This window comes from Mesorhizobium sp. WSM4840, from assembly GCF_055811755.1.
Genome location: NZ_JBVVQD010000045.1, coordinates 20,298 through 38,777, shown reverse-complemented (window position 1 = coordinate 38,777; position 18,480 = coordinate 20,298). Strand labels below are relative to the sequence as shown.

13 protein-coding genes are annotated in these 18,480 nt (G+C 62.4%); 9 read left to right on the top strand and 4 right to left on the bottom strand.

The window, feature by feature from the left end; translation table 11 throughout:
• Positions 1-174: 174 nt before the first annotated feature.
• Both AC0L3I_RS33670 and AC0L3I_RS33665 read left to right on the top strand, forming a co-directional pair.
• Positions 175-1,947 (top strand): AMP-binding protein, encoded by a 1,773-nt coding sequence (locus tag AC0L3I_RS33670; protein WP_473529805.1) that lies wholly within the window; start codon positions 175-177, stop codon positions 1,945-1,947.
• A gap of 120 nt (positions 1,948-2,067) precedes the next feature.
• The gene (locus AC0L3I_RS33665; RefSeq protein ID WP_473487130.1) at positions 2,068-2,487 is read left to right on the top strand and encodes a VOC family protein; all 420 of its coding nucleotides are present in this window, start codon (positions 2,068-2,070) and stop codon (positions 2,485-2,487) included.
• 295 nt (positions 2,488-2,782) lie between these two features.
• Here the strand turns inward: AC0L3I_RS33665 and AC0L3I_RS33660 are convergent, their stop codons facing one another.
• Both AC0L3I_RS33660 and AC0L3I_RS33655 read right to left on the bottom strand, forming a co-directional pair.
• Positions 2,783-5,932, bottom strand: a complete 3,150-nt coding sequence (locus AC0L3I_RS33660) for an efflux RND transporter permease subunit (protein WP_473529804.1) — start codon at positions 5,930-5,932, stop codon at positions 2,783-2,785.
• Entirely contained in the window at positions 5,929-7,095 is a 1,167-nt protein-coding gene (locus tag AC0L3I_RS33655; RefSeq protein ID WP_473529803.1) for an efflux RND transporter periplasmic adaptor subunit, read from the bottom strand. Before AC0L3I_RS33655 ends, AC0L3I_RS33660 begins: the two co-directional genes overlap by 4 nt.
• 79 nt (positions 7,096-7,174) lie before the next feature.
• On the opposite strand from AC0L3I_RS33655, the gene AC0L3I_RS33650 reads away from it, so the two are divergent.
• The 5 genes from AC0L3I_RS33650 (at position 7,175) to AC0L3I_RS33630 (ending at position 12,203) form a co-directional block, all read left to right on the top strand.
• Positions 7,175-7,396 carry a cysteine rich repeat-containing protein gene (locus AC0L3I_RS33650; protein WP_473529802.1) on the top strand — a complete coding sequence of 74 codons (222 nt, stop codon included), beginning with the start codon at positions 7,175-7,177 and terminating at the stop codon, positions 7,394-7,396.
• Positions 7,397-7,749: 353 nt separating this feature from the next.
• Positions 7,750-8,223: a VOC family protein gene (locus AC0L3I_RS33645; protein ID WP_473529801.1), complete on the top strand. Its 474-nt coding sequence runs from the start codon at positions 7,750-7,752 to the stop codon at positions 8,221-8,223.
• 333 nt (positions 8,224-8,556) lie between these two features.
• On the top strand, positions 8,557-9,696 hold the full coding sequence (locus AC0L3I_RS33640; RefSeq protein WP_473529800.1) for a TRAP transporter substrate-binding protein: 1,140 nt from the start codon (positions 8,557-8,559) through the stop codon (positions 9,694-9,696).
• A gap of 90 nt (positions 9,697-9,786) precedes the next feature.
• Positions 9,787-10,455 (top strand): TRAP transporter small permease subunit, encoded by a 669-nt coding sequence (locus AC0L3I_RS33635; protein WP_473529799.1) that lies wholly within the window; start codon positions 9,787-9,789, stop codon positions 10,453-10,455.
• Positions 10,452-12,203: a TRAP transporter large permease gene (locus AC0L3I_RS33630; protein ID WP_473529798.1), complete on the top strand. Its 1,752-nt coding sequence runs from the start codon at positions 10,452-10,454 to the stop codon at positions 12,201-12,203. Before AC0L3I_RS33635 ends, AC0L3I_RS33630 begins: the two co-directional genes overlap by 4 nt.
• 391 nt (positions 12,204-12,594) lie before the next feature.
• On the opposite strand, the gene AC0L3I_RS33625 is transcribed toward AC0L3I_RS33630, so the two are convergent.
• Together AC0L3I_RS33625 and AC0L3I_RS33620 are read right to left on the bottom strand one after the other, a co-directional pair.
• Positions 12,595-13,119, bottom strand: coding sequence for a hypothetical protein (locus tag AC0L3I_RS33625; protein ID WP_473529797.1), 525 nt, complete (start codon positions 13,117-13,119; stop codon positions 12,595-12,597).
• A gap of 345 nt (positions 13,120-13,464) precedes the next feature.
• Positions 13,465-14,373 (bottom strand): hydrogen peroxide-inducible genes activator, encoded by a 909-nt coding sequence (locus tag AC0L3I_RS33620; RefSeq protein ID WP_473529796.1) that lies wholly within the window; start codon positions 14,371-14,373, stop codon positions 13,465-13,467.
• A gap of 162 nt (positions 14,374-14,535) precedes the next feature.
• Here AC0L3I_RS33620 and katG point away from each other — a divergent pair, with 162 nt between their 5' ends.
• Positions 14,536-16,731, top strand: coding sequence for a catalase/peroxidase HPI (gene katG / locus AC0L3I_RS33615; RefSeq protein ID WP_473529795.1), 2,196 nt, complete (start codon positions 14,536-14,538; stop codon positions 16,729-16,731).
• A 378-nt stretch (positions 16,732-17,109) separates the two neighbouring features.
• Entirely contained in the window at positions 17,110-18,399 is a 1,290-nt protein-coding gene (locus AC0L3I_RS33610; RefSeq protein WP_473529794.1) for an RsmB/NOP family class I SAM-dependent RNA methyltransferase, read from the top strand.
• Positions 18,400-18,480: the final 81 nt, after the last annotated feature.

Below are 18,480 nucleotides of genomic sequence, written 5' to 3'. Positions count from 1 at the left end.
GAACCCCCTCGCGCACAATGCGCAAAACTGTTCGCGATGTCCTCGCACACCTGTTCGCGATGTCCCCAGTCCAAACAGGGGCCTCAAGGGGGAGGGATGGCGCTCCAGACCATCAACGGGATTTCCACCACCCCGGCAGGCTGATAGACTCGGTCGCCTGCGGAGGAGACGGCGATGCCGATCAATCTCGACGAGTTGAAGAATGCCACCAACCTGCGCGGCCGCCGCCCGCGCAACGGTGGTACGTTCGTCGCGCCGGTCGACGGCAGGGCGCATGTGTCGGGCGAGCGCACCATGCCGCTGCTGCAGCAGACCATCCCGGCACTGCTTTCCGATACCGTCAGCAAATACGGCACGCTCGATGCCGCCGTCTTTGTCGACCAGGACAAGCGCTTCACCTGGAGCGAACTTTCAGACACGGTGGACGCGCTGGCCGCAGGCTTCCTGGCGCTTGGCCTGGCAAAAGGCGACCGCGTCGGCATCTGGTCGCCCAACCGCTGGGAATGGCTGGTGACGCAGTTCGCCACCGCGCGCATCGGCCTGATCCTGGTCAACATCAACCCGGCCTACCGGCTGACCGAGCTGGACTATGCGCTGAACAAGGTTGGCTGCCGAGCGCTGGTCACGGCCGTCAAATTCAAGAGCTCCGACTATCTCGGCATGATCGAGACGCTGGCGCCGGAGATCGCGACGGCGACACCGGGCGAGCTCAACGCGAAGAAATTGCCGGCGCTAAAAATCGTCATCCGCATGGGCGAGGAGAACTCGCCCGGCATGTTCAATTTCGCCGACGTGCTGGCGATGGCCGGGCGCGACGAGCATGACAGCCTCGACCGGATCTCCGAGGGGCTGAAGCCCGGCGACGCCATCAACATCCAGTTCACCTCAGGTACGACAGGCGCGCCAAAGGGCGCTACGCTGACCCACAACAACCTCGTCAACAACGGCAATTTCGTCACCTCGGCGATCAGGGTGACCGTCGAGGACCGGTTGTGCATCCCGGTGCCGCTCTATCACTGTTTCGGCATGTCGATGGGCACGATCGGCTGCGTCACCAAGGGCGCGACCATGGTTTTCCCTGGCGAGGGCTTTGATGCCGGCGCCACGCTGAAGGCGGTGGCGGGCGAGCGCTGCACCGGCCTCTACGGCGTGCCGACCATGTTCGTCGGCATGCTCGACCATCCGGATTTCGACACCTTCGATCTCACCAGCCTGCGCACCGGCATCATGGCCGGCTCGCCGTGCCCGATCGAGGTGATGAAGAAGGTGGTGTCGCTGATGCACATGGCGGAGGTGACAATTGCCTATGGCATGACCGAGACCAGCCCGGTGTCGTTCCAGAGCAGCGTCGACGATCCGTTGGAAAAGCGCGTCTCGACGGTCGGGCGCGTCCACCCCCATGTCGAGGTCAAGGCGATCGATGCCGACGGCGCCACCGTTGCGGTCGGCGCGCCGGGCGAACTCTGCACGCGCGGCTATTCGGTGATGAAGGGCTATTGGGACGACGAGGAAAAAACCCGCGAGGCGATCGACGCCGACGGCTGGATGCACACCGGCGACCTCGCCACGATCGATGCCGAGGGCTATTGCAACATTGTCGGCCGGGTCAAGGATATGGTCATACGCGGCGGAGAGAACGTCTATCCGCGCGAGGTCGAGGAGTTTCTCTACCGCCACCCCAAGGTCAGGGAAGTGCAGGTTTTCGGCATTCCCGACCCGAAATACGGCGAGGAGCTTTGTGCGTGGATCGTGCTCAAGCCGGGCCAGATCGCCACCGAGCAGGAGATCAAGGCCTTTTGCGCCGGCCAGATCGCCCATTACAAGATCCCGCGCCACATCCGCTTCCGCACCGAATTGCCGATGACGGTGACCGGTAAGCCGCAGAAGTTTCTCATGCGCGAGGCGATGGTTGACGAACTGGGGCTGGTGACGCCGAGGACCGCCTGAAGCGGGGTGTCCGCGTCGCGCCACGCGGCCGTTACGCTCCCACGATTCCAAGGCGGGATTCGGTCACCGCGATCTGGCCAAATCAGCAATAGAATTGCCGTCAGAATGGAGTGTCCAAAAATGAAGGTCTTGTTCATTTCGAGTATGGCCATCATTGCGCCGGATCCAGCCGAGAGCCGCAAGCTCTTCATTGACGTGCTGGGCTTGCCGCTCAAGCGCCACGAGGGCGATGAGTACTACTTCAGCGAGAGCATCGGCGGCAGTAAGCATTTTGGCGTATGGCCGCTCTCGCAGGCTGCCGAAGCGTGCTTTGGCACACGCGAGTGGCCGGCGGATCGGCCGATACCGCAAGCCTGTATCGAGTTCGAAGTCGAAACCCCAGACAGCGTTGCTGCCGCCGCACAGGAGCTTCAGGAAAAAGGGTATGACCTGCTCCATGGTGCACGCACCGAGCCCTGGGGCCAGACCGTCGCCCGAGTCCTGACGATTGAAGGAGCGATCGTCGGCATGTCCTATGCACCCTGGATGCATGAGGTTTAAACTGCGCCTGCAGGCCCCCAACGACCCGATGCAATGAAGAGTTGAGCAACATGTTGCCCAGAAACTCCGTTCTCATATGAGCACCCTCGATGCGCGAGGCGATGGTTGACGAACTGGGGCTGGTGACGCCGAAGACCGCCTGAGCGGGCAACGGGCTCCCGTACGCGTTTCAAGAACAGAGGCGTTGTCTCAATGTCGGGCGACAATGACCCGGTCGAACGCGGCGTCCCCGCTGAGATCTGCGACGACGGACCCTGAGCCAGCACCAGTGACAGGCAGCGATAATGTCGTACTGCTACCCCGGAAGTGTAGGTGTGTACTCACGCCTCCTCTTTCGCGCGGCGCGCCACTCCTCGAATCGCTGCAGAATGACGAAGAAGGAAGGCACGAAGAGAATGGCGAGGCAGGTCGAGGCGATCATGCCGGAAAAGACCGTGATGCCGATCGACTTGCGCGCGCTGGCCCCGGCGCCTGTCGCCACCACCAGCGGCGCGACACCAAGGATAAACGCGAAGGACGTCATCAGGATGGGCCGGAAGCGCGCTCGTGCTGCCTCGATCGCCGCTTCGACGATCGGTCTGCCGGCGGCGCGCAACTCGCGAGCGACCTCGACTATCAGGATGGCGTTCTTGGCCGAAAGCGCAATCAGCAGGATCAGGCCGATCTGCACGTAGAGATTGTTGTCGACGCCTACGATGGTGAGGACCAGGACCGGACCCACCAGCGACAGCGGCGCGGCGAGCAAGACAGAGATCGGCGCCAGCCAGCTCTCGTACTGGCCTGCCAGCACCAGATAGACCAGCAGCAGCGCCAGGCCGAACACCAGATAGATCTGGTTACCGACGAGCTTCTCCTGGAAGGACAACGCCGTCCACTCAAAGCCGGCGCCGGGCGGCAGAGTGTCGGCCGCGACCTCCTCCATCAGCTTGATCGCGTCGCCCGACGAGAAACCTTGCGCCTGCACGCCAATGATCGATGCCGAGGGATAAAGGTTGTAGAGACTGATCAGCGACGGGCCGACGCTTGGTGTGACCATCAGCAGCGTTCCGAGCGGAATCATGTCGCCGTTCTGGTTGCGCACAGTCAGACGGCCGATATTCTCCGGCGTCAGGCGGAATTGTGAATCGCCCTGCACGTAAATCTGGAACACCCGCCCGAACTTGTTGAACTGACTGACATAGGTCGAGCCGAGATAGCCGGCCAGCGTCTGGAAGACCTGGTCCGTGGTCAGCCCAAGGGTTTGCACCTTCTCGCGATCGAGTTCGACCGCGTATTGCGGGACGTTGGCCCGGAACGGTGCCGACACGCGCTGTATGCCCGACTGCGTCCCCGCGGTCCTGGTCACCGCCTCGACCACGCCTTGCAGCTTGGGGAGGTCAAAACTGCTGTCACGCAGTTCGACCTGCATGGTGAACCCGGCCGCGTTGCCGATGCCCTGGATCGGCGGCGGCGGCAGCACCAGCACACGTCCGTCATCCATGTCGGACAGACCTTTGTTGAGCGTCGCATATAGCGACGCAAGATCCTCGCTCTTGCCGCGCAGCTTCCAGTCCTTGAGGATGATGTAGGCAACGCCGGCGTTCGCCAGCGTCGAGTTATTGTCGAGTGCCGAGATGCCGGCGATGGTCACGACCTGATCGACGCCAGGCGTGGCCTTGGCGATCTTCGAAACCTGTTGCAGCGTCTCCTGCGTACGGCCCAGTGCCGCGCCATCGGGCAGCTGAACCGCGGCGAGCAGGTAACCCTGATCCTCGATTGGAATGAAGCCGGTGGCCACGCGCGATATGCCATAGCCCGCCGCACCGATGATCAGCAGCGCAATGACGCCCATCACCGCACTGTGACGCACCATGGAGCCGATCAGGCCGGCATAACGGTTCTCCATGCGCTGGTAGATCGTGTTGAAGCCGCGGAAGAAGACATTGCGCTGGTCCGGCGGCACCGGACGCCTCAGCCAGGTCGCGCACTGCGTCGGCTTGAGCGTGGCCGCGTTGATGGCGCTGATTATGGCAGTTGCCGCAATCACAAGTGCGAATTGCGCGTACATTTGCCCCGTGAGCCCGGGCAGGAACGCAGCCGGGAGGAACACCGCCATCAGCACCAAGGTGATGCCGATGATCGGTCCGAACAGCGCGTTCATGGCGGCAATCGCCGCGTCGTGGCCCGACATGCCGCGCTCCATATTGTGAGCGGCTCCCTCGACCACGACGATGGCGTCGTCGACGACGATGCCGATGGCAAGCACGATGGCGAACAGGGTCGACAGATTCACCGAAAAGCCGAGCGCCGCCATCGCCGCGAACGCCCCGATGATCGTCACCGGAACGGTCGTTGCCGGCACCAGCATCGCCCGCCAGTCCTGCAGGAAAAGCAGGATGACGATGAGCACCAGGACGGCGGCTTCGATCAGCGTCTTGTAGACCTCGTGGATCGCCTGGCTGACGAAAATCGTGGTGTTGAAGGGGATCGAGTACGCCAGGTCTTGCGGGAACTCGCGCGACAGCTCCTTCATCCTTGTCTCGACCTTGCCGGCCACATCGAGCGCGTTGGCGCCCGGCGACAGGAAAACAGCCAGACCCGCCGCTTCCTGGCCATCGAGATTGAAGAGCTGCCCATAGGTCTGGGCGCCGAGCTCGACCCGGCCGACGTCGCGCACGCGCGTCATGTCGCCATTGGCGCCAGTCTTGACGATCACGGCGCCGAACTGATCGGGATCGTCAAGGCGGCTGGACACCTCGATCGTGTACTGGAAGGACTGGCTCCCGGGCGTCGGGGGCGCGCCAATCTGGCCTGCGGTGACCTGTTCGCTCTGCTGCCCCAGCGCCTGGACGACGTCCTGCGTGGTAAGGCCGCGCGCCTGCATCTTCTCGGGATCGAGCCAAACGCGCATGGAATACTGACCGGCGCCAAAGACATTGACATTGCCGACTCCGGGTAGCCTGGAGAGCTCATCCTTCAGCCGGATGGTGGCGTAGTTGGCGAGATAAAGGCTGTCATATTCTCCGTTCGGCGAAGTCAGCGTGACGATTTCGAGGATCGAGGTCGACTTCTTCTGAGCGGTGACACCTTGCACCTGCACCGCTTGCGGCAGCGCCGCTAGGGCGGCGGACACACGGTTCTGCACACGCACTTGCGCCTGGTCGAGATCGGTGCCGATCGCGAACGTGACGGTCAGGTTATAGGTGCCATCCGATGCAGCAAATGACTGCATGTAGATCATGCCCTCGACTCCGTTAACCTGCTGCTCGATCGGCAACGCCACCGTGTCGATCACCGCACGCGCGCTCGCTCCCGGATAGCGCGTGGTCACCGAAACGGTAGGCGGCACCACGTCGGGATACTGCGCCACCGGCAGGGCAAAGAGCGAGATGACGCCTATGACGACCATGAGGATGGCGATTACGTTCGCCAGGACCGGCCGCTCGATGAAGAATTTGGAGATCATTGCGCGGCGCCGTCCGTGACGACTGCTTCCAGCTTCGTTTCTTGCGGCTCGATCTTCTGGCCGGGTACGGCCGTCAGCAGGCCGGAGACAAGGACATGGTCGTCCGCCGCGATACCCTTGGTGATCACTCGCAACGCGCCGACGAGTTGGCCGATCTCAACCGGACGCTGTTCGACGACGTCGTCCTTTCCGGCGACGAGCACGTAGCGACCCTTCTGGTCGCTACCGATCGCCCGGTCGGGAACGAGCAGCATGTTCGGCTCTACGCCCAACGGCACGCGCACACGCACGAAATAGCCAGGCAGCAGTTCCCGGCCTTCATTGGGGAGCACTGCGCGGACCGCTAGCGTGCCGGTGGCAGCGGTAACCTCTGGCGCGGCGTAGTCCAGCGTTCCCGCGTGGGGATAACCCGTCTCGGTCTGCAAGCCGACCTCGACCGGTATTTTCTTGAGATCCTGCGCGGTCGTTCCACGCTTCGCCATGGCGGCGCGAATGCGCAGCACATCCTGCTCCGAGATGTTGAAATTGACGTAGATGGGGGCGGTCTGAACGATGGTCGCCAGCGTGGTGACGCTGCCGGCGCCGACGAGCTGCCCCGTCGACACCTGGCGTAAGGTGACGATGCCCGCGAACGGCGCTTTGACCTCCGTATAGCTCAGATTGAGTTGAGCCTGTTTGACGTCGACCGCGCTCTGCTTCTGCTTGGCGATGTCGACGTCTGCTGCCGCGGCCGCCTGGTCGGCGGTCGATTGCGAGATGATTTTCTGGGACAACAGCTCCTGCTGCCGCTTTAGGTCAGCACCGGACTGCTTGGCGGCGGCATCAGATGAACCCTGCCCGGCCTCGGCTTGCTCAAGCGCCAGCTGGTAGGAATCGGGCTCGATCAGGAACAGCCGGGCGCCGGCCTTGACCTCGTCGCCGTCCTTGTAATCGATTTCCTGGATGAAGCCCGAGACGCGCGCAACCAGGGGCGTCGTGTTCACCGCCGCGGCAATGCCGGTGGCCTCGAGATAAGGAGTCACGCTCTGCTTCATCGGGAGCGCCACGTCGACCTTGGGCGGAGGTGGCGGTACGTATGTGTTTTCCTCGCTACAAGCGGACAATAGTAGTGTAACGGCGAACAAGCCTGCCGCCTGCGCGATTCTACCCGATAGGAAAAGCATTTCCCCCCTCTATATACTTCCCGGTGTATATCGCATTGTATAAAAGTGAGCTAATCTACATGTTTGAGGGGAGTTTGTCATGCGGATTGCGTTGAGCGTGCTTTTCTTGGCAACTCAGATGGCAACCACCGTGGCGCTGGCGCAGACGGCGGCCGAGCGTGAGGCCTGCCAGGCAGATTACCAGAAGTTCTGCAAGGGCGTGTTGCCGGGCGGCGGCCACGTCATCAAATGCCTGGCCGATCACATGAGCGAGCTGACGCCCGAATGTCAAAAGGTCGTCAAGGCGAACACGCCTGGATAGCACCACTGTGCCTTGCCGAGCCGCAGGTGAACATGACGTGTCGGACTGGAGCGCCGGTGGGCGAGGTCTGCGGGCGCCGGATCGTGGCCCTGCCGTCTGGTTTGGAGTTGCAAAGCTGGTCCGCTTTGCGGATTTTCCCGAACATTCCCGACGCATTTCAGGAGCGGACCTTCGCTCATCGTCCGGAACCCGGCCCCAAGCGGACAGTGACGTTAAGGTAAGCTGCCCTTTGCGACGCCCGGGCGAGACAGACGCTTCCGGGGTGGAGAAAAGCGGTTGGCTACCTATTTCGGAAGAGCGCGGATGGGGAAACAAGGCCGAAATCCTGGCCTTAAAGCGAAAGGAACGCGCAAATGGCAAAGAATACGATCTGCCTCTGGTACGATAAGGACGCCGAGGCTGCCGCCCGCTTCTACTCCGAGGTCTTTCCTGACAGCGTGGTGGGTGCTGTGCACCGTGCACCCAGTGACTACCCAGCCGGCAAAGAAGGCGACGTGTTGACGGTTGAATTCACAGTTGCGGGCCTTCCTTGTATCGGCCTCAACGGGGGTCCCGAGTTCAAGCACAACGAAGCCTTCTCGTTCCAGATCGCCACCGACGATCAGGAGGAGACCGACCGCTATTGGAATGCCATCGTCGGCAATGGCGGCCAGGAGAGCGTGTGCGGCTGGTGCAAAGACAAATGGGGGATTTCCTGGCAAATCACGCCGCGCGTGCTGACTGACGCGATGGCGGCTGGCGGCGACGAGGCAAAGCGCGCGTTTGATGCCATGATGACCATGGTGAAAATCGACGTCGCCGCGATCGAGGCAGCGCGGCGCGGTTGACGCTCCATCGCGTCCTGCGGCCAAATTGCTGCCAGAGCGTGTCAGCTCGCCACCCAGTGCGGCCGTCGCCAGCTTGCGTTGCGGCGACGATCAGTCACTTACGACTGGGTAGCGCCAAATGCGGACCTTTGTGTCCTTGGCGAGAGCGGTCATTCAGTGGCGCGATGCGTAACTGCTACTCGCCCATTGCTTGGGAAAGTCCCGGCACCTGTCCTTAAGAGAGAACCGCCCTAGTTTAGGCGATAGGACGTGCGCTGCAATTTTTGCTGGGCCGTCTTTGACTAGTCTTGTCGGACGTGGGTTTGAAAAGCCCGACACCTTTGGGAGGAACCGATGACCAAAGCAAGGATCCAGAATATGAGGTCGCGCCGCAAGTTCCTTGGCGAGGCGGCCGTGGCAGCTGCGGCGATCGTTGCCGCGCCGAGCGTCGTCAAGGCGCAGGGGCCGGTCAACATGCGCTGGCAGAGCACATGGCCTTCCAAGGATATCTTTCACGAATTCGCGCTCGATTTCGCCAAGAAGGTCAACGACATGACCGGCGGCGACCTGAAGATCGAGGTGCTGCCGGCGGGCGCCGTGGTGCCGGCCTTCGGCCTGCTCGACGCGGTGTCGCAAGGAACGCTCGACGGCGGCCACGGCGTGGTCGTCTATCACTATGGCAAACAGTCGGCGCTGGCGCTGTGGGGTTCCGGTCCGGGCTTCGCCATGGATGCCAACATGCTGCTCGCCTGGCACAAATATGGCGGCGGCAAGGAGCTGCTCGCAAAGCTCTATGAATCGATCGGCGCCAATGTCGTTTCGTTCCTCTACGGGCCGATGCCGACGCAGCCGCTCGGCTGGTTCAAGAAGCCGGTGGCGAAGGCCGAGGATCTCCAGGGCCTGAAATTCCGCACCGTCGGCATTTCCATTGACGTGTTCACCGGACTCGGTGCTGCGGTCAACGCGCTGCCGGGCGGCGAAATCGTCGCGGCATTGGATCGCGGCCTGCTCGATGCGGCCGAGTTCAACAACGCCTCGTCCGATCGGGTCCTCGGCTTCCCGGACGTCTCCAAGATCTGCATGCTGCAAAGCTATCACCAGAATGCCGAGCAGTTCGAGATCTTGTTCAACAGGGCGAAATACGACGCCATGCCTGACCAGATGAAGGCCATCATCACCAATGCGGTCGAGGCGGCCTCGCAGGACATGCACTGGAAGGCGATCGACCGCTATTCGAAAGACTATCTGGAGATGCAGACGACCGACAAGGTCAAATTCTACAAGACACCGGAAGCGATCCTCAAGCAACAGCTGGAGGTCTACGACGAGGTCGTGAAGAAGAAGGCGGCTGAAAATCCGCTGTTCCGGGAGGTCCTTGAATCGCAGATCGCCTTTGCCCAGCGGGCAACACAATGGGAACAGGACGTAGTCGTCAGCCGCCGCCTGGTCTTCGATCATTACTTCGGACCTGACGGGGCAGCAAAGAAGATCTGAAGCACAGTTCGAGCCGACAAGGCACCATCGGGGCCATGACCGACGGTGCCTTGCCTTCTTACCAACACTCTGGCCATCCGGCTGCCTCGTATGAACGTCCAGCATTTCCTGAATACAGTCGATGCAATCAGCACGTGGGTCGGCAAGGCCGCGGCGTGGCTTATCATCGGGCTGATGACGCTGGTCTGCGTCGAGGTCTTCAAGCGCTACATCCTGAACATGCCCACGGCGTGGATATTCGACGCCAGCAACATGTTCTACGGCTCGCTGTTCATGCTCGCCGGAGCCTATGCGCTGGCGCAGAATGCACATGTGCGCGGCGATTTTCTATACAGCTCGATGCGGCCCCGGACTCAAGCCGCGCTCGATCTTTTGTTGTACGTGGTTTTCTTCCTGCCGGGGATCGCGGCGCTCGTCTATGCAGGCTACGACTATGCCGCGATTTCATGGCGGATCGGGGAGCATTCGACCGTGACAGCGGAGGGTCCGCCGATCTACCATTTCAAATCGGTCATTCCGCTGGCCGGCGCCCTGGTGATGCTCCAGGGCGTGGCCGAGATCGTGCGCTGCATCGTCTGTCTCAGGGCCGGGCAATGGCCCAGCCGGCGCAAGGACGTTGCGGAGATCGACGTCGTGGAGGAACAGCTCGCGCTCAGCGAATTTGTGGATGAAGAGACGCGCAAGACCGCAATCGAGCGCGCACAAAAGATAGACGAGCAAGCGCGCCAGCGCGGAATGGGTGGAGACCTGCAGAGTTGAGCGATCCAGCCCTCGGACTCACGATGCTTATGCTCATCGTGGTCGTCATAGTCATGGGTTTCCCGACAGCCTTCACGCTGATGGGCCTTGGCATGTTTTTCGGGTTCTACGCGTTCTACAACCCGGCGGAGCACTGGATCGACAACCGCGTCTTCGATCTGATGGTCCAGCGCACCTATGGGGCAATGACCAATGACGTTCTGATCTCCATCCCGCTTTTCGTGCTCATGGGATATGTGATGGAACGCGGGGCGCTGGTCGACAAGATGTTCTACAGCATCCAGCTTTCGTTCCGACGAGTACCGGCGTCGCTGGCCATCGCTACGCTCATTGTCTGCACCTTCTGGGGCATCGCCAGTGGCCTCGTCGGCGCCGTTGTGGTTTTGATGGGGGTGATTGCCTTCAATCCGATGCTGCGCGCCGGATACGATGTGAAGCTCGCTTCCGGCGTGATCACCGCGGGCGGCACGCTGGGCATCCTGATCCCACCGTCAGTCATGATCATCGTCTATGCGGCAGTTGCAGGCCAGTCCGTCGTGAAGCTCTATGCTGCGGCGATGTTCCCCGGTTTTTTCCTCGCCTTCCTCTATCTCATCTACATTCTTGGCTGGGCGACAATCAGTCCGAAGATCGCCCCGCCGTTGCCGGAGAATCAAACAAGGGTTCCGGTGCCTGCGTGGATGCGAAGCCTTCAGACAGTTTACTCGCGCAACATGCTTGTTGGACTTCTTTCCGCCTTGTTCTCGCCGTCCAGGGCGATGGCGCTCGAGACGGAGAACGGACGCCTCACATATTGGGAGCTGTTCAAGAATTTCTGCGCTGCGCTGGTACCCCTCGCCTTGACAGCACTCACCCTCCTGCTGGTGTGGTGGTATGTCGTCATCCATCCGCAGGCATCGGCCGACGTCGAAGCTCCAGAGGGATTGGAGCAGCTCGGCGCTCCGGCCGTGGAGGAACTCGGCGCACCCGCAGTGGACGCAGGGCCGGCAACCAGCTTCTACGCCACCTTCGGCATCATCGCAGCACTCGCTGCAGTGGTGCTCGTCCGTTACTACCGGAACATGACTGCCGAACGGCTCGAGGTCGTAAAGCTCCTGGTCTCGTCGGTCATGCCGCTGGCCATACTTACTGTCGTCGTGCTCGGCGTCATCCTATTCGGAATCACGACGGCGACCGAGTCCGCGGCAGTCGGCGCCGCTGGTGCCTTTCTGCTGGCGTTACAGGCGCGAACGCTCGACTGGAAGCGCATCAAGGAAGCAGTGTTCCTGACGGCCAAGACCACAGCCATGGTTTGCTGGCTCTTTGTCGGCTCGGCGCTGTTCTCCGCCGTTTTTGCGATCCTCGGCGGCCAGGCACTTCTCGAGCAATGGGTGCTCGCGCTCGACCTGACGCCCGTGCAGTTCATGATCCTGTCGCAGGCGATCATCTTCATTCTCGGCTGGCCGCTCGAATGGACCGAGATCATCATCATCTTCGTGCCGATCTTCCTACCGATGCTGACGCACTTCGACATCGATCCGGTTCTCTGGGGCGTTCTCGTTTTCGTCAATCTGCAGGCGGCGTTCCTGTCACCTCCGGTCGCGATGTCGGCCTACTATCTCAAGGGCGTTTCGCCTCCGCATGTCACGCTCAACCAGATATTCGCCGGGATGATGCCCTACATGCTGATCGTCATCCTCTGCATGATCCTCATGTATATCTGGCCCGGCATGGCGCTCTGGCTTCCGAACTATCTTTACGGCGGCTGAGAAAGACTCTGTTCTCGGATGCCTTGGGCGACCGCGCGTTTTCGGCCGCTTCGACCCACGGGATGTCCTTTTGAACGCTAAAGCAGGATCTCGGAGATACAGGCGATCGGAAGGTCTACTTTCGGGCGATAATCGACGCGAGCGAATGACGGCTTAGATCATGGGCTCGGCCGACGACGAACGAGCTTCGGCAATAGGCTCATAGCAGAGTTTCCATTGGATCGTACGACGCGCCTCACGCCGCCAGCACCGCCTCATCCAGTCCGCGGACGATCTTGGCCAGCTCAACATACTCGTCGTGCCGGACCTTGTTGCGCCGCCAGGCGAGGCGAGCGCTGCGGCATCGGTTCCTGGAACGGCGCGATCTTCAGATCGCGCATGTTGGCAAAGGCTAAACCGCCGGTCCTTCGAGCCCGCTTCTCTCGTGCGATTCCCACAGGAACCAGCCGAGGACGGTACCGAAGAAGAATGTGTGGGCAACGAACTGCACGACCGGGCTTGCTTGCAGGAACCAGGGGAATGCGATCGGCGCGATCACATAGAAATTGACGAGCCACAAGGCGAGGCCAAAGACGCTGCCGAGACCAATGAAGGCTGCTCTCCCTCGCAGCATTGCGGCAATCTCCCCGAACACGATCCCATAGGCGATGGCCAGGATCAAATGCACGATCACGCCGGCGATGCTGGCCGTCAGGAGCGGGTAGCCGGGATCGAGAGCTTCCGGTCCAAGTGCGATGGCGCCGATCATGCGCAGGGGCATGAAGAACGCTTCCGCCCCCATCATGAACGCACTCGCCGTCATTTCGAACGCCGCAAAGACGATGCCTGCGACAATGCCCGCAACGGCCCCCTGCTGGAGTCCCCATCGGATGTCGCGCGGCGTCACTGGCGTATGGATGTAATCACGGTAAGCCATCATACTGCTCCCTGTTCTGGACGCAGACTTCTCCGCAAAATCAATGCCGTAGACGCGTCGACGGTTCCGGGCGTTCGGTACAATTCACGGTGATTTGATTGAAGTTGATGTTTCCCAGGCCGAACGGACGGGGAATGATACGTCCCCGTAGCGTACACTGACTGCGCTCCCTAACTCTCTCCGCACCCGTTGCACGCTCCACCTGGAATGCCTGAGATCCCGAACGCCATCCTTCAGGAGGTGGGGCTGCTTTCGTCCCCTTGGCGTATTCCTGACTCTCAGTGCGATGATTTGAACATTTGCTTTGGGTCATAGCAGACTTTCCATTGGATGGTGCGACGCGCCTCACGCCGCCAGCACCGCCGCATCCAGCCCACGAATAATCTTCGCCAGTTCCACACATTCGTCGTGCCGGGCCTTGTTGCGTCGCCAGGCGAGGCAGATCGTGCGCTGCGGCATCGGCTCCTGGAACGGCACGATCTTCAGATCGCGCATGGCGCTGGCCGGTCCTGCGGCCATTTCCGGGATGAGCGTGACGCCGAGCCCGTGCGCCACCATCTGCAGCAGCGTCGTCAGGCTGGTCGCGCCATAGCTTGCCATTGCCACCGGCCGCACGCTGCCGCAGACGGCAAGCGCCTGTTCGCGCAGGCAATGGCCTTCCTCAAGCAGCATCAGCCTTTCCAATGCCGGGCTTTCCGGCGGAACCGGCGGCGAGGCGAAGGCGGGGTCGCCGGCCGGTACGGCAAGGAAGAACCGGTCGGAGAAAAGCGGCTCGGTGATCAGCCCGGGCTGTTCGAGGGGAAGGGCCGCGATGAAGGCGTCGAGTTTTCCCAGGGCGGTGTCCTCGACCAGCGACGCGGTCACCGCTTCGCGCAGTTCGAGCTGCAAGGCCGGGAAATGCCGTTTCAGCTCCGGCAGCACATGCGGCAGCAGATAGGGCGCCACCGTCGGGATGATGCCGAGCCGGAAGCGCCCTTCCATGGCGGGGCGGCCACGCCGGGCCGTGGTCTCGATTTCGCGGATGTCGGCAAGAATGCGCTCGATGCGCGGCAGCATGGCCAATGCCTCGTCGGTCATCCGCACCGATTTGCCGCCGCGCTCGAACAACCGGCAGTTGAGCCGTAGCTCCATCTCGGCGATCTGTGAGGACAGCGCCGGCTGGCTGACGCCGGCCAGCTTCGCGGCGCGGCCGAAATGCAGCGTCTGCGCCAGCGCCTCGAAATATTGCATCTGCCGGACGGTGAGACCAATCATAAGGAAAACCTATCGCAATAAACAGGAAAGGCAATTTGTTTTTATCGGCAATGCGGCCTAGTCTGGAACCATTCCAAAATGGCGTGGCTCAAGGCCCGTCCGGAAAATCAACAAACCCCGGAAAATCAACAAATCCCGGAAAACGACAAATCGGAGAGAACGATGGACGCAAAGACCGATGACACCAGCGCGGGAAAATGCCCGGTCGTGCACACGACTATCGCCAGGGCCAACCGTGACTGGTGGCCGAACCAGCTGAATGTGCAGGTACTCCACCAGCAATCCGCACTGTCCGATCCAATGGGCGAGGCGTTCGACTACGCCAAGGAATTCGAGAGTCTCGACCTGAACGCCGTGATCAAGGACCTGCATGCCCTGATGACGGACTCGCAGGAGTGGTGGCCGGCCGACTTTGGCCATTACGGGCCGCTGTTCATCCGCATGGCCTGGCACAGCGCCGGCACGTACCGCATCGGCGACGGCCGCGGCGGCGCCGGAGCCGGCCAGCAGCGCTTCGCGCCGCTCAACAGCTGGCCGGACAACGTCAACCTCGACAAGGCCCGCCGGCTGCTGTGGCCGATCAAGCAGAAATACGGCCGCAAGATCTCCTGGGCCGACCTGATGATTCTCACCGGCAACGTCGCCCTGGAATCGATGGGCTTCAAGACCTTCGGTTTTGCCGGCGGGCGCGCCGATGTCTGGGAGCCCGAACAGGACATCTACTGGGGCCCGGAAGGCAAGTGGCTGGCCGACGAGCGCTACAGCGGCGACCGCGATCTCCAGAACCCTCTCGCCGCCGTGCAGATGGGCCTGATCTACGTCAATCCGGAAGGGCCGAACGGCAACCCGGATCCGTTGGCCGCGGCGCGCGACATTCGCGAGACCTTCGCGCGTATGGCAATGAGCGACGAAGAGACCGTCGCACTCATCGCCGGCGGCCACACCTTCGGCAAGACCCACGGCGCCGGCGATGCGACGCTGGTGGGCCCGGAGCCGGAGGCCGCCGGCATTGAAGAGCAGGGCCTCGGCTGGGCGAGCACGTTTGGCAGCGGCAAAGGCGGTGACGCGATCGGCAGCGGCCTGGAAGTGACCTGGACGACGACGCCGACCAAGTGGGGCAACAACTTCTTCGACAATTTGTTCGGCTTCGAATGGGAGCTGACCAAGAGCCCGGCCGGGGCGCACCAGTGGACGCCGAAGGGCGGCGCCGGCGCCGGCACGGTGCCGGATGCGCACGATGCAGCCAAGCGTCACGCGCCATCGATGCTGACCACCGACCTCGCTTTGCGGTTCGATCCTGCCTACGAAAAGATATCGCGGCGCTTCCATCAGAATCCGGACCAGTTCGCCGATGCCTTCGCCCGCGCGTGGTACAAACTGACCCACCGCGACATGGGCCCGATCGTGCGCTATCTCGGCCCGCTCGTTCCCAAGGAAGAGCTGCCGTGGCAGGATCCTATCCCTGCCGTCGATCATGTTCTGGTCGATGAGCTGGATGTGGCCGCCCTGAAGGCGAAGATCCTCGCCTCCGGCCTTTCGGTGCCGCAGCTGGTGTCGACGGCCTGGGCGTCCGCCTCGACGTTCCGTGGCTCCGACAAGCGCGGTGGCGCCAACGGCGCGCGCATTCGCCTGGCGCCGCAGAAGGATTGGGACGTCAACCAGCCGGCTCAGCTGGCCAAGGTCCTGGAGAAACTCGAAGCGATCCAGAAGGAGTTCAATACTTCGCAGTCCGGCGACAAGAAAGTCTCGCTTGCCGACCTGATCGTCATTGGCGGCGGCGCCGCAATCGAAAAGGCCGCGAAGGACGCCGGCAACGACGTGAAGGTTCCGTTCACGCCGGGTCGCATGGATGCCTCGCAGGAGCAGACCGACGTCGACTCTTTCGCCCCGCTCGAACCGACCGCCGACGGTTTCCGCAACTATCTCAGCGGCAGGCAGCGTTTGTCGCCCGAGGAGGCGCTGGTCGATCGGGCGCAATTGCTGACGCTGACGGCGCCGGAGATGACGGTCCTCGTCGGCGGCCTGCGTGTGCTCGGCGCAAATACCGACCAGTCAACGCACGGCGTCTTCACCAAACGGCCCGAGACGCTGACGAATGACTTCTTCGTCAACCTGCTCGACATGGGCACGGTGTGGAAGTCGACATCGGACGCCAAGGATGTGTTCGAAGGACGCGACCGGGCAACAGGCGAGCTCAAGTGGAGCGGCACCCGCGTCGACCTGATCTTCGGCTCGCACTCGCAGCTGCGCGCCCTGGCGGAAGTTTATGCGACCGCGGACGCCAAGGAGAAATTCGCCAACGACTTCGTGGCGGCGTGGAACAAGGTGATGAACGCCGATCGCTTCGAACTCGCCTGATCCAGGAGCATGATCCCGAAAAGTGGAATCCGGTTTTCGGAAAAGATCATGCTCAATAGAAAGACAGAGCCCCATCCCGATTCCATCGGGATGGGGCTCTAGCGCCAAGGCGCTCTGGCAACAAAAAGGCGCGGGCTTGGCCCCGCGCCTTTTTGTATTGGGGTTTCCTTCGGCCGTCAGTCCTTCTCGAAAATGCGTGTCTTGGCAACCACGCGGCGCCCCCCTCTCCCCGTTGTTCACGGGGAGAGGGTAAGGGTGAGGGGCAGCGCAAACCTGAAGCGATTGCCCTCTGCCTCCAAGGCTCTCCCCGCTTGTGTGCGCCAGTCGCGCGCTTTAGAGCAGGGCCGGAATTAATTTGCTGAGTAACGGAAGACAAAGATGAGACTGGGCGGACGGCTGGCGGCGGCCATCGAAGTGCTGGAGGATATCGGCCGGCGGCACCGGCCGGTGGCCGATGCGCTGAAGGATTGGGGCCTGTCGCACCGCTTCGCCGGCGGCGGCGATCGGGCCGCAATCGGCAACATCGTCTATGACGGGCTGCGCCGGAGGCGCTCGGCCGGCTTTTTGCTGGGCGAAGATACGCCGCGCGCCGTCGCTTTCGGCGCGCTGCTGCTCGAATGGAACCAGACAGCCCAATCTCTGAATGAAGCGCTCGATGGCGACAAATTCGCGCCGCCGCTGCTCAACGACAATGAGTTGAAGGCGGTTGCCGGCCGCCGGCTTGACGATGCACCGCCAGCGGTGCGCGCCGACATTCCCGACTGGTGCGAACCGCTTTTCGAACGGGCCTTCGGCGCCAGCTGGGTCGAAGAAGGTGCGGCGCTGGCGACCCGCCCGCCGCTCGATCTCAGGGTCAACACGCTGCGGGCCGATCGCGGCAAGGTTCTTGCCGAACTGGCCGAGGCCGGCGCCAGGGCCGCACGGATCGCACCGCACGCCATCCGCATCCCGCCGATCGCGGGCGACGGCAGGCACCCGAACGTACAGGCGGAACCGGCCTTCCAGAAAGGTTGGTTCGAGGTTCAGGACGAAGGTTCGCAGCTCGCCGCCATGCTGGCTGGCGCCGAGGCCGGAATGCAGGTCCTCGACTTTTGCGCCGGAGCCGGCGGCAAGACGCTGGCACTGTCGGCGGCGATGGACAATCGCGGCCAGGTGTTTGCCCATGATGCCGAAAAGGCGCGGCTGGCGCCGATCTTCGACCGCATCCGCCGCTCGGAAAACCGCAACGTGCAAATCGTCACCAAGCCGGCGGAACTCAGCACCCTCTCGGGCCACATGGACATCGTCCTGGTCGATGCGCCCTGCACCGGCAGCGGCACCTGGCGGCGCCGGCCCGATGCCAAATGGCGGCTGACGCAGAAGCAGCTCGATGCGCGCAAGGGCGAGCAATCGGCGATCCTCGACGCGGCCAAAGCCTTCGTCAAACCCGGCGGGCTGCTGGTCTACATCACCTGCTCGGTGTTCGACGAGGAGAATGGCGAGCAGGTCGCAGCCTTCCTGGATCGTGACAGCGGCTTTGCCCCGGTCGATCACCGCCAGCTCTGGGACAGCCGCTTTCCGGGCCACGAGACGGCCGCGCGTATCGGCGCAGCAGGCGGCATTTCGCTGTCGCCGGCGCTGAGCGGTACCGATGGGTTTTATGTCTGCGCACTGCGCAAGAGCGGCTGAACGTTGCCGACGGACCTGATTGCTGCAGTGCAGCAATAGCGATTGCCTGCCGCTCGTTCCTCTGCAATAAGCTTTTCTGAC

Bases quoted from the DNA above. Each gene is read 5' to 3' on its own strand.
- AC0L3I_RS33670 (WP_473529805.1), top strand. From the start codon at position 175: ATGCCGATCAATCTCGACGAGTTGAAGAATGCCACCAACCTGCGCGGC.
- AC0L3I_RS33610 (WP_473529794.1), top strand. From the start codon at position 17,110: ATGAGACTGGGCGGACGGCTGGCGGCGGCCATCGAAGTGCTGGAGGAT.
- AC0L3I_RS33640 (WP_473529800.1), top strand. From the start codon at position 8,557: ATGACCAAAGCAAGGATCCAGAATATGAGGTCGCGCCGCAAGTTCCTT.
- AC0L3I_RS33665 (WP_473487130.1), top strand. From the start codon at position 2,068: ATGAAGGTCTTGTTCATTTCGAGTATGGCCATCATTGCGCCGGATCCA.
- AC0L3I_RS33645 (WP_473529801.1), top strand. From the start codon at position 7,750: ATGGCAAAGAATACGATCTGCCTCTGGTACGATAAGGACGCCGAGGCT.
- AC0L3I_RS33655 (WP_473529803.1), bottom strand. From the start codon at position 7,095: ATGCTTTTCCTATCGGGTAGAATCGCGCAGGCGGCAGGCTTGTTCGCC.
- AC0L3I_RS33625 (WP_473529797.1), bottom strand. From the start codon at position 13,119: ATGGCTTACCGTGATTACATCCATACGCCAGTGACGCCGCGCGACATC.
- AC0L3I_RS33650 (WP_473529802.1), top strand. From the start codon at position 7,175: ATGCGGATTGCGTTGAGCGTGCTTTTCTTGGCAACTCAGATGGCAACC.
- AC0L3I_RS33620 (WP_473529796.1), bottom strand. From the start codon at position 14,373: ATGATTGGTCTCACCGTCCGGCAGATGCAATATTTCGAGGCGCTGGCG.
- AC0L3I_RS33660 (WP_473529804.1), bottom strand. From the start codon at position 5,932: ATGATCTCCAAATTCTTCATCGAGCGGCCGGTCCTGGCGAACGTAATC.
- AC0L3I_RS33635 (WP_473529799.1), top strand. From the start codon at position 9,787: ATGAACGTCCAGCATTTCCTGAATACAGTCGATGCAATCAGCACGTGG.
- katG (WP_473529795.1), top strand. From the start codon at position 14,536: ATGGACGCAAAGACCGATGACACCAGCGCGGGAAAATGCCCGGTCGTG.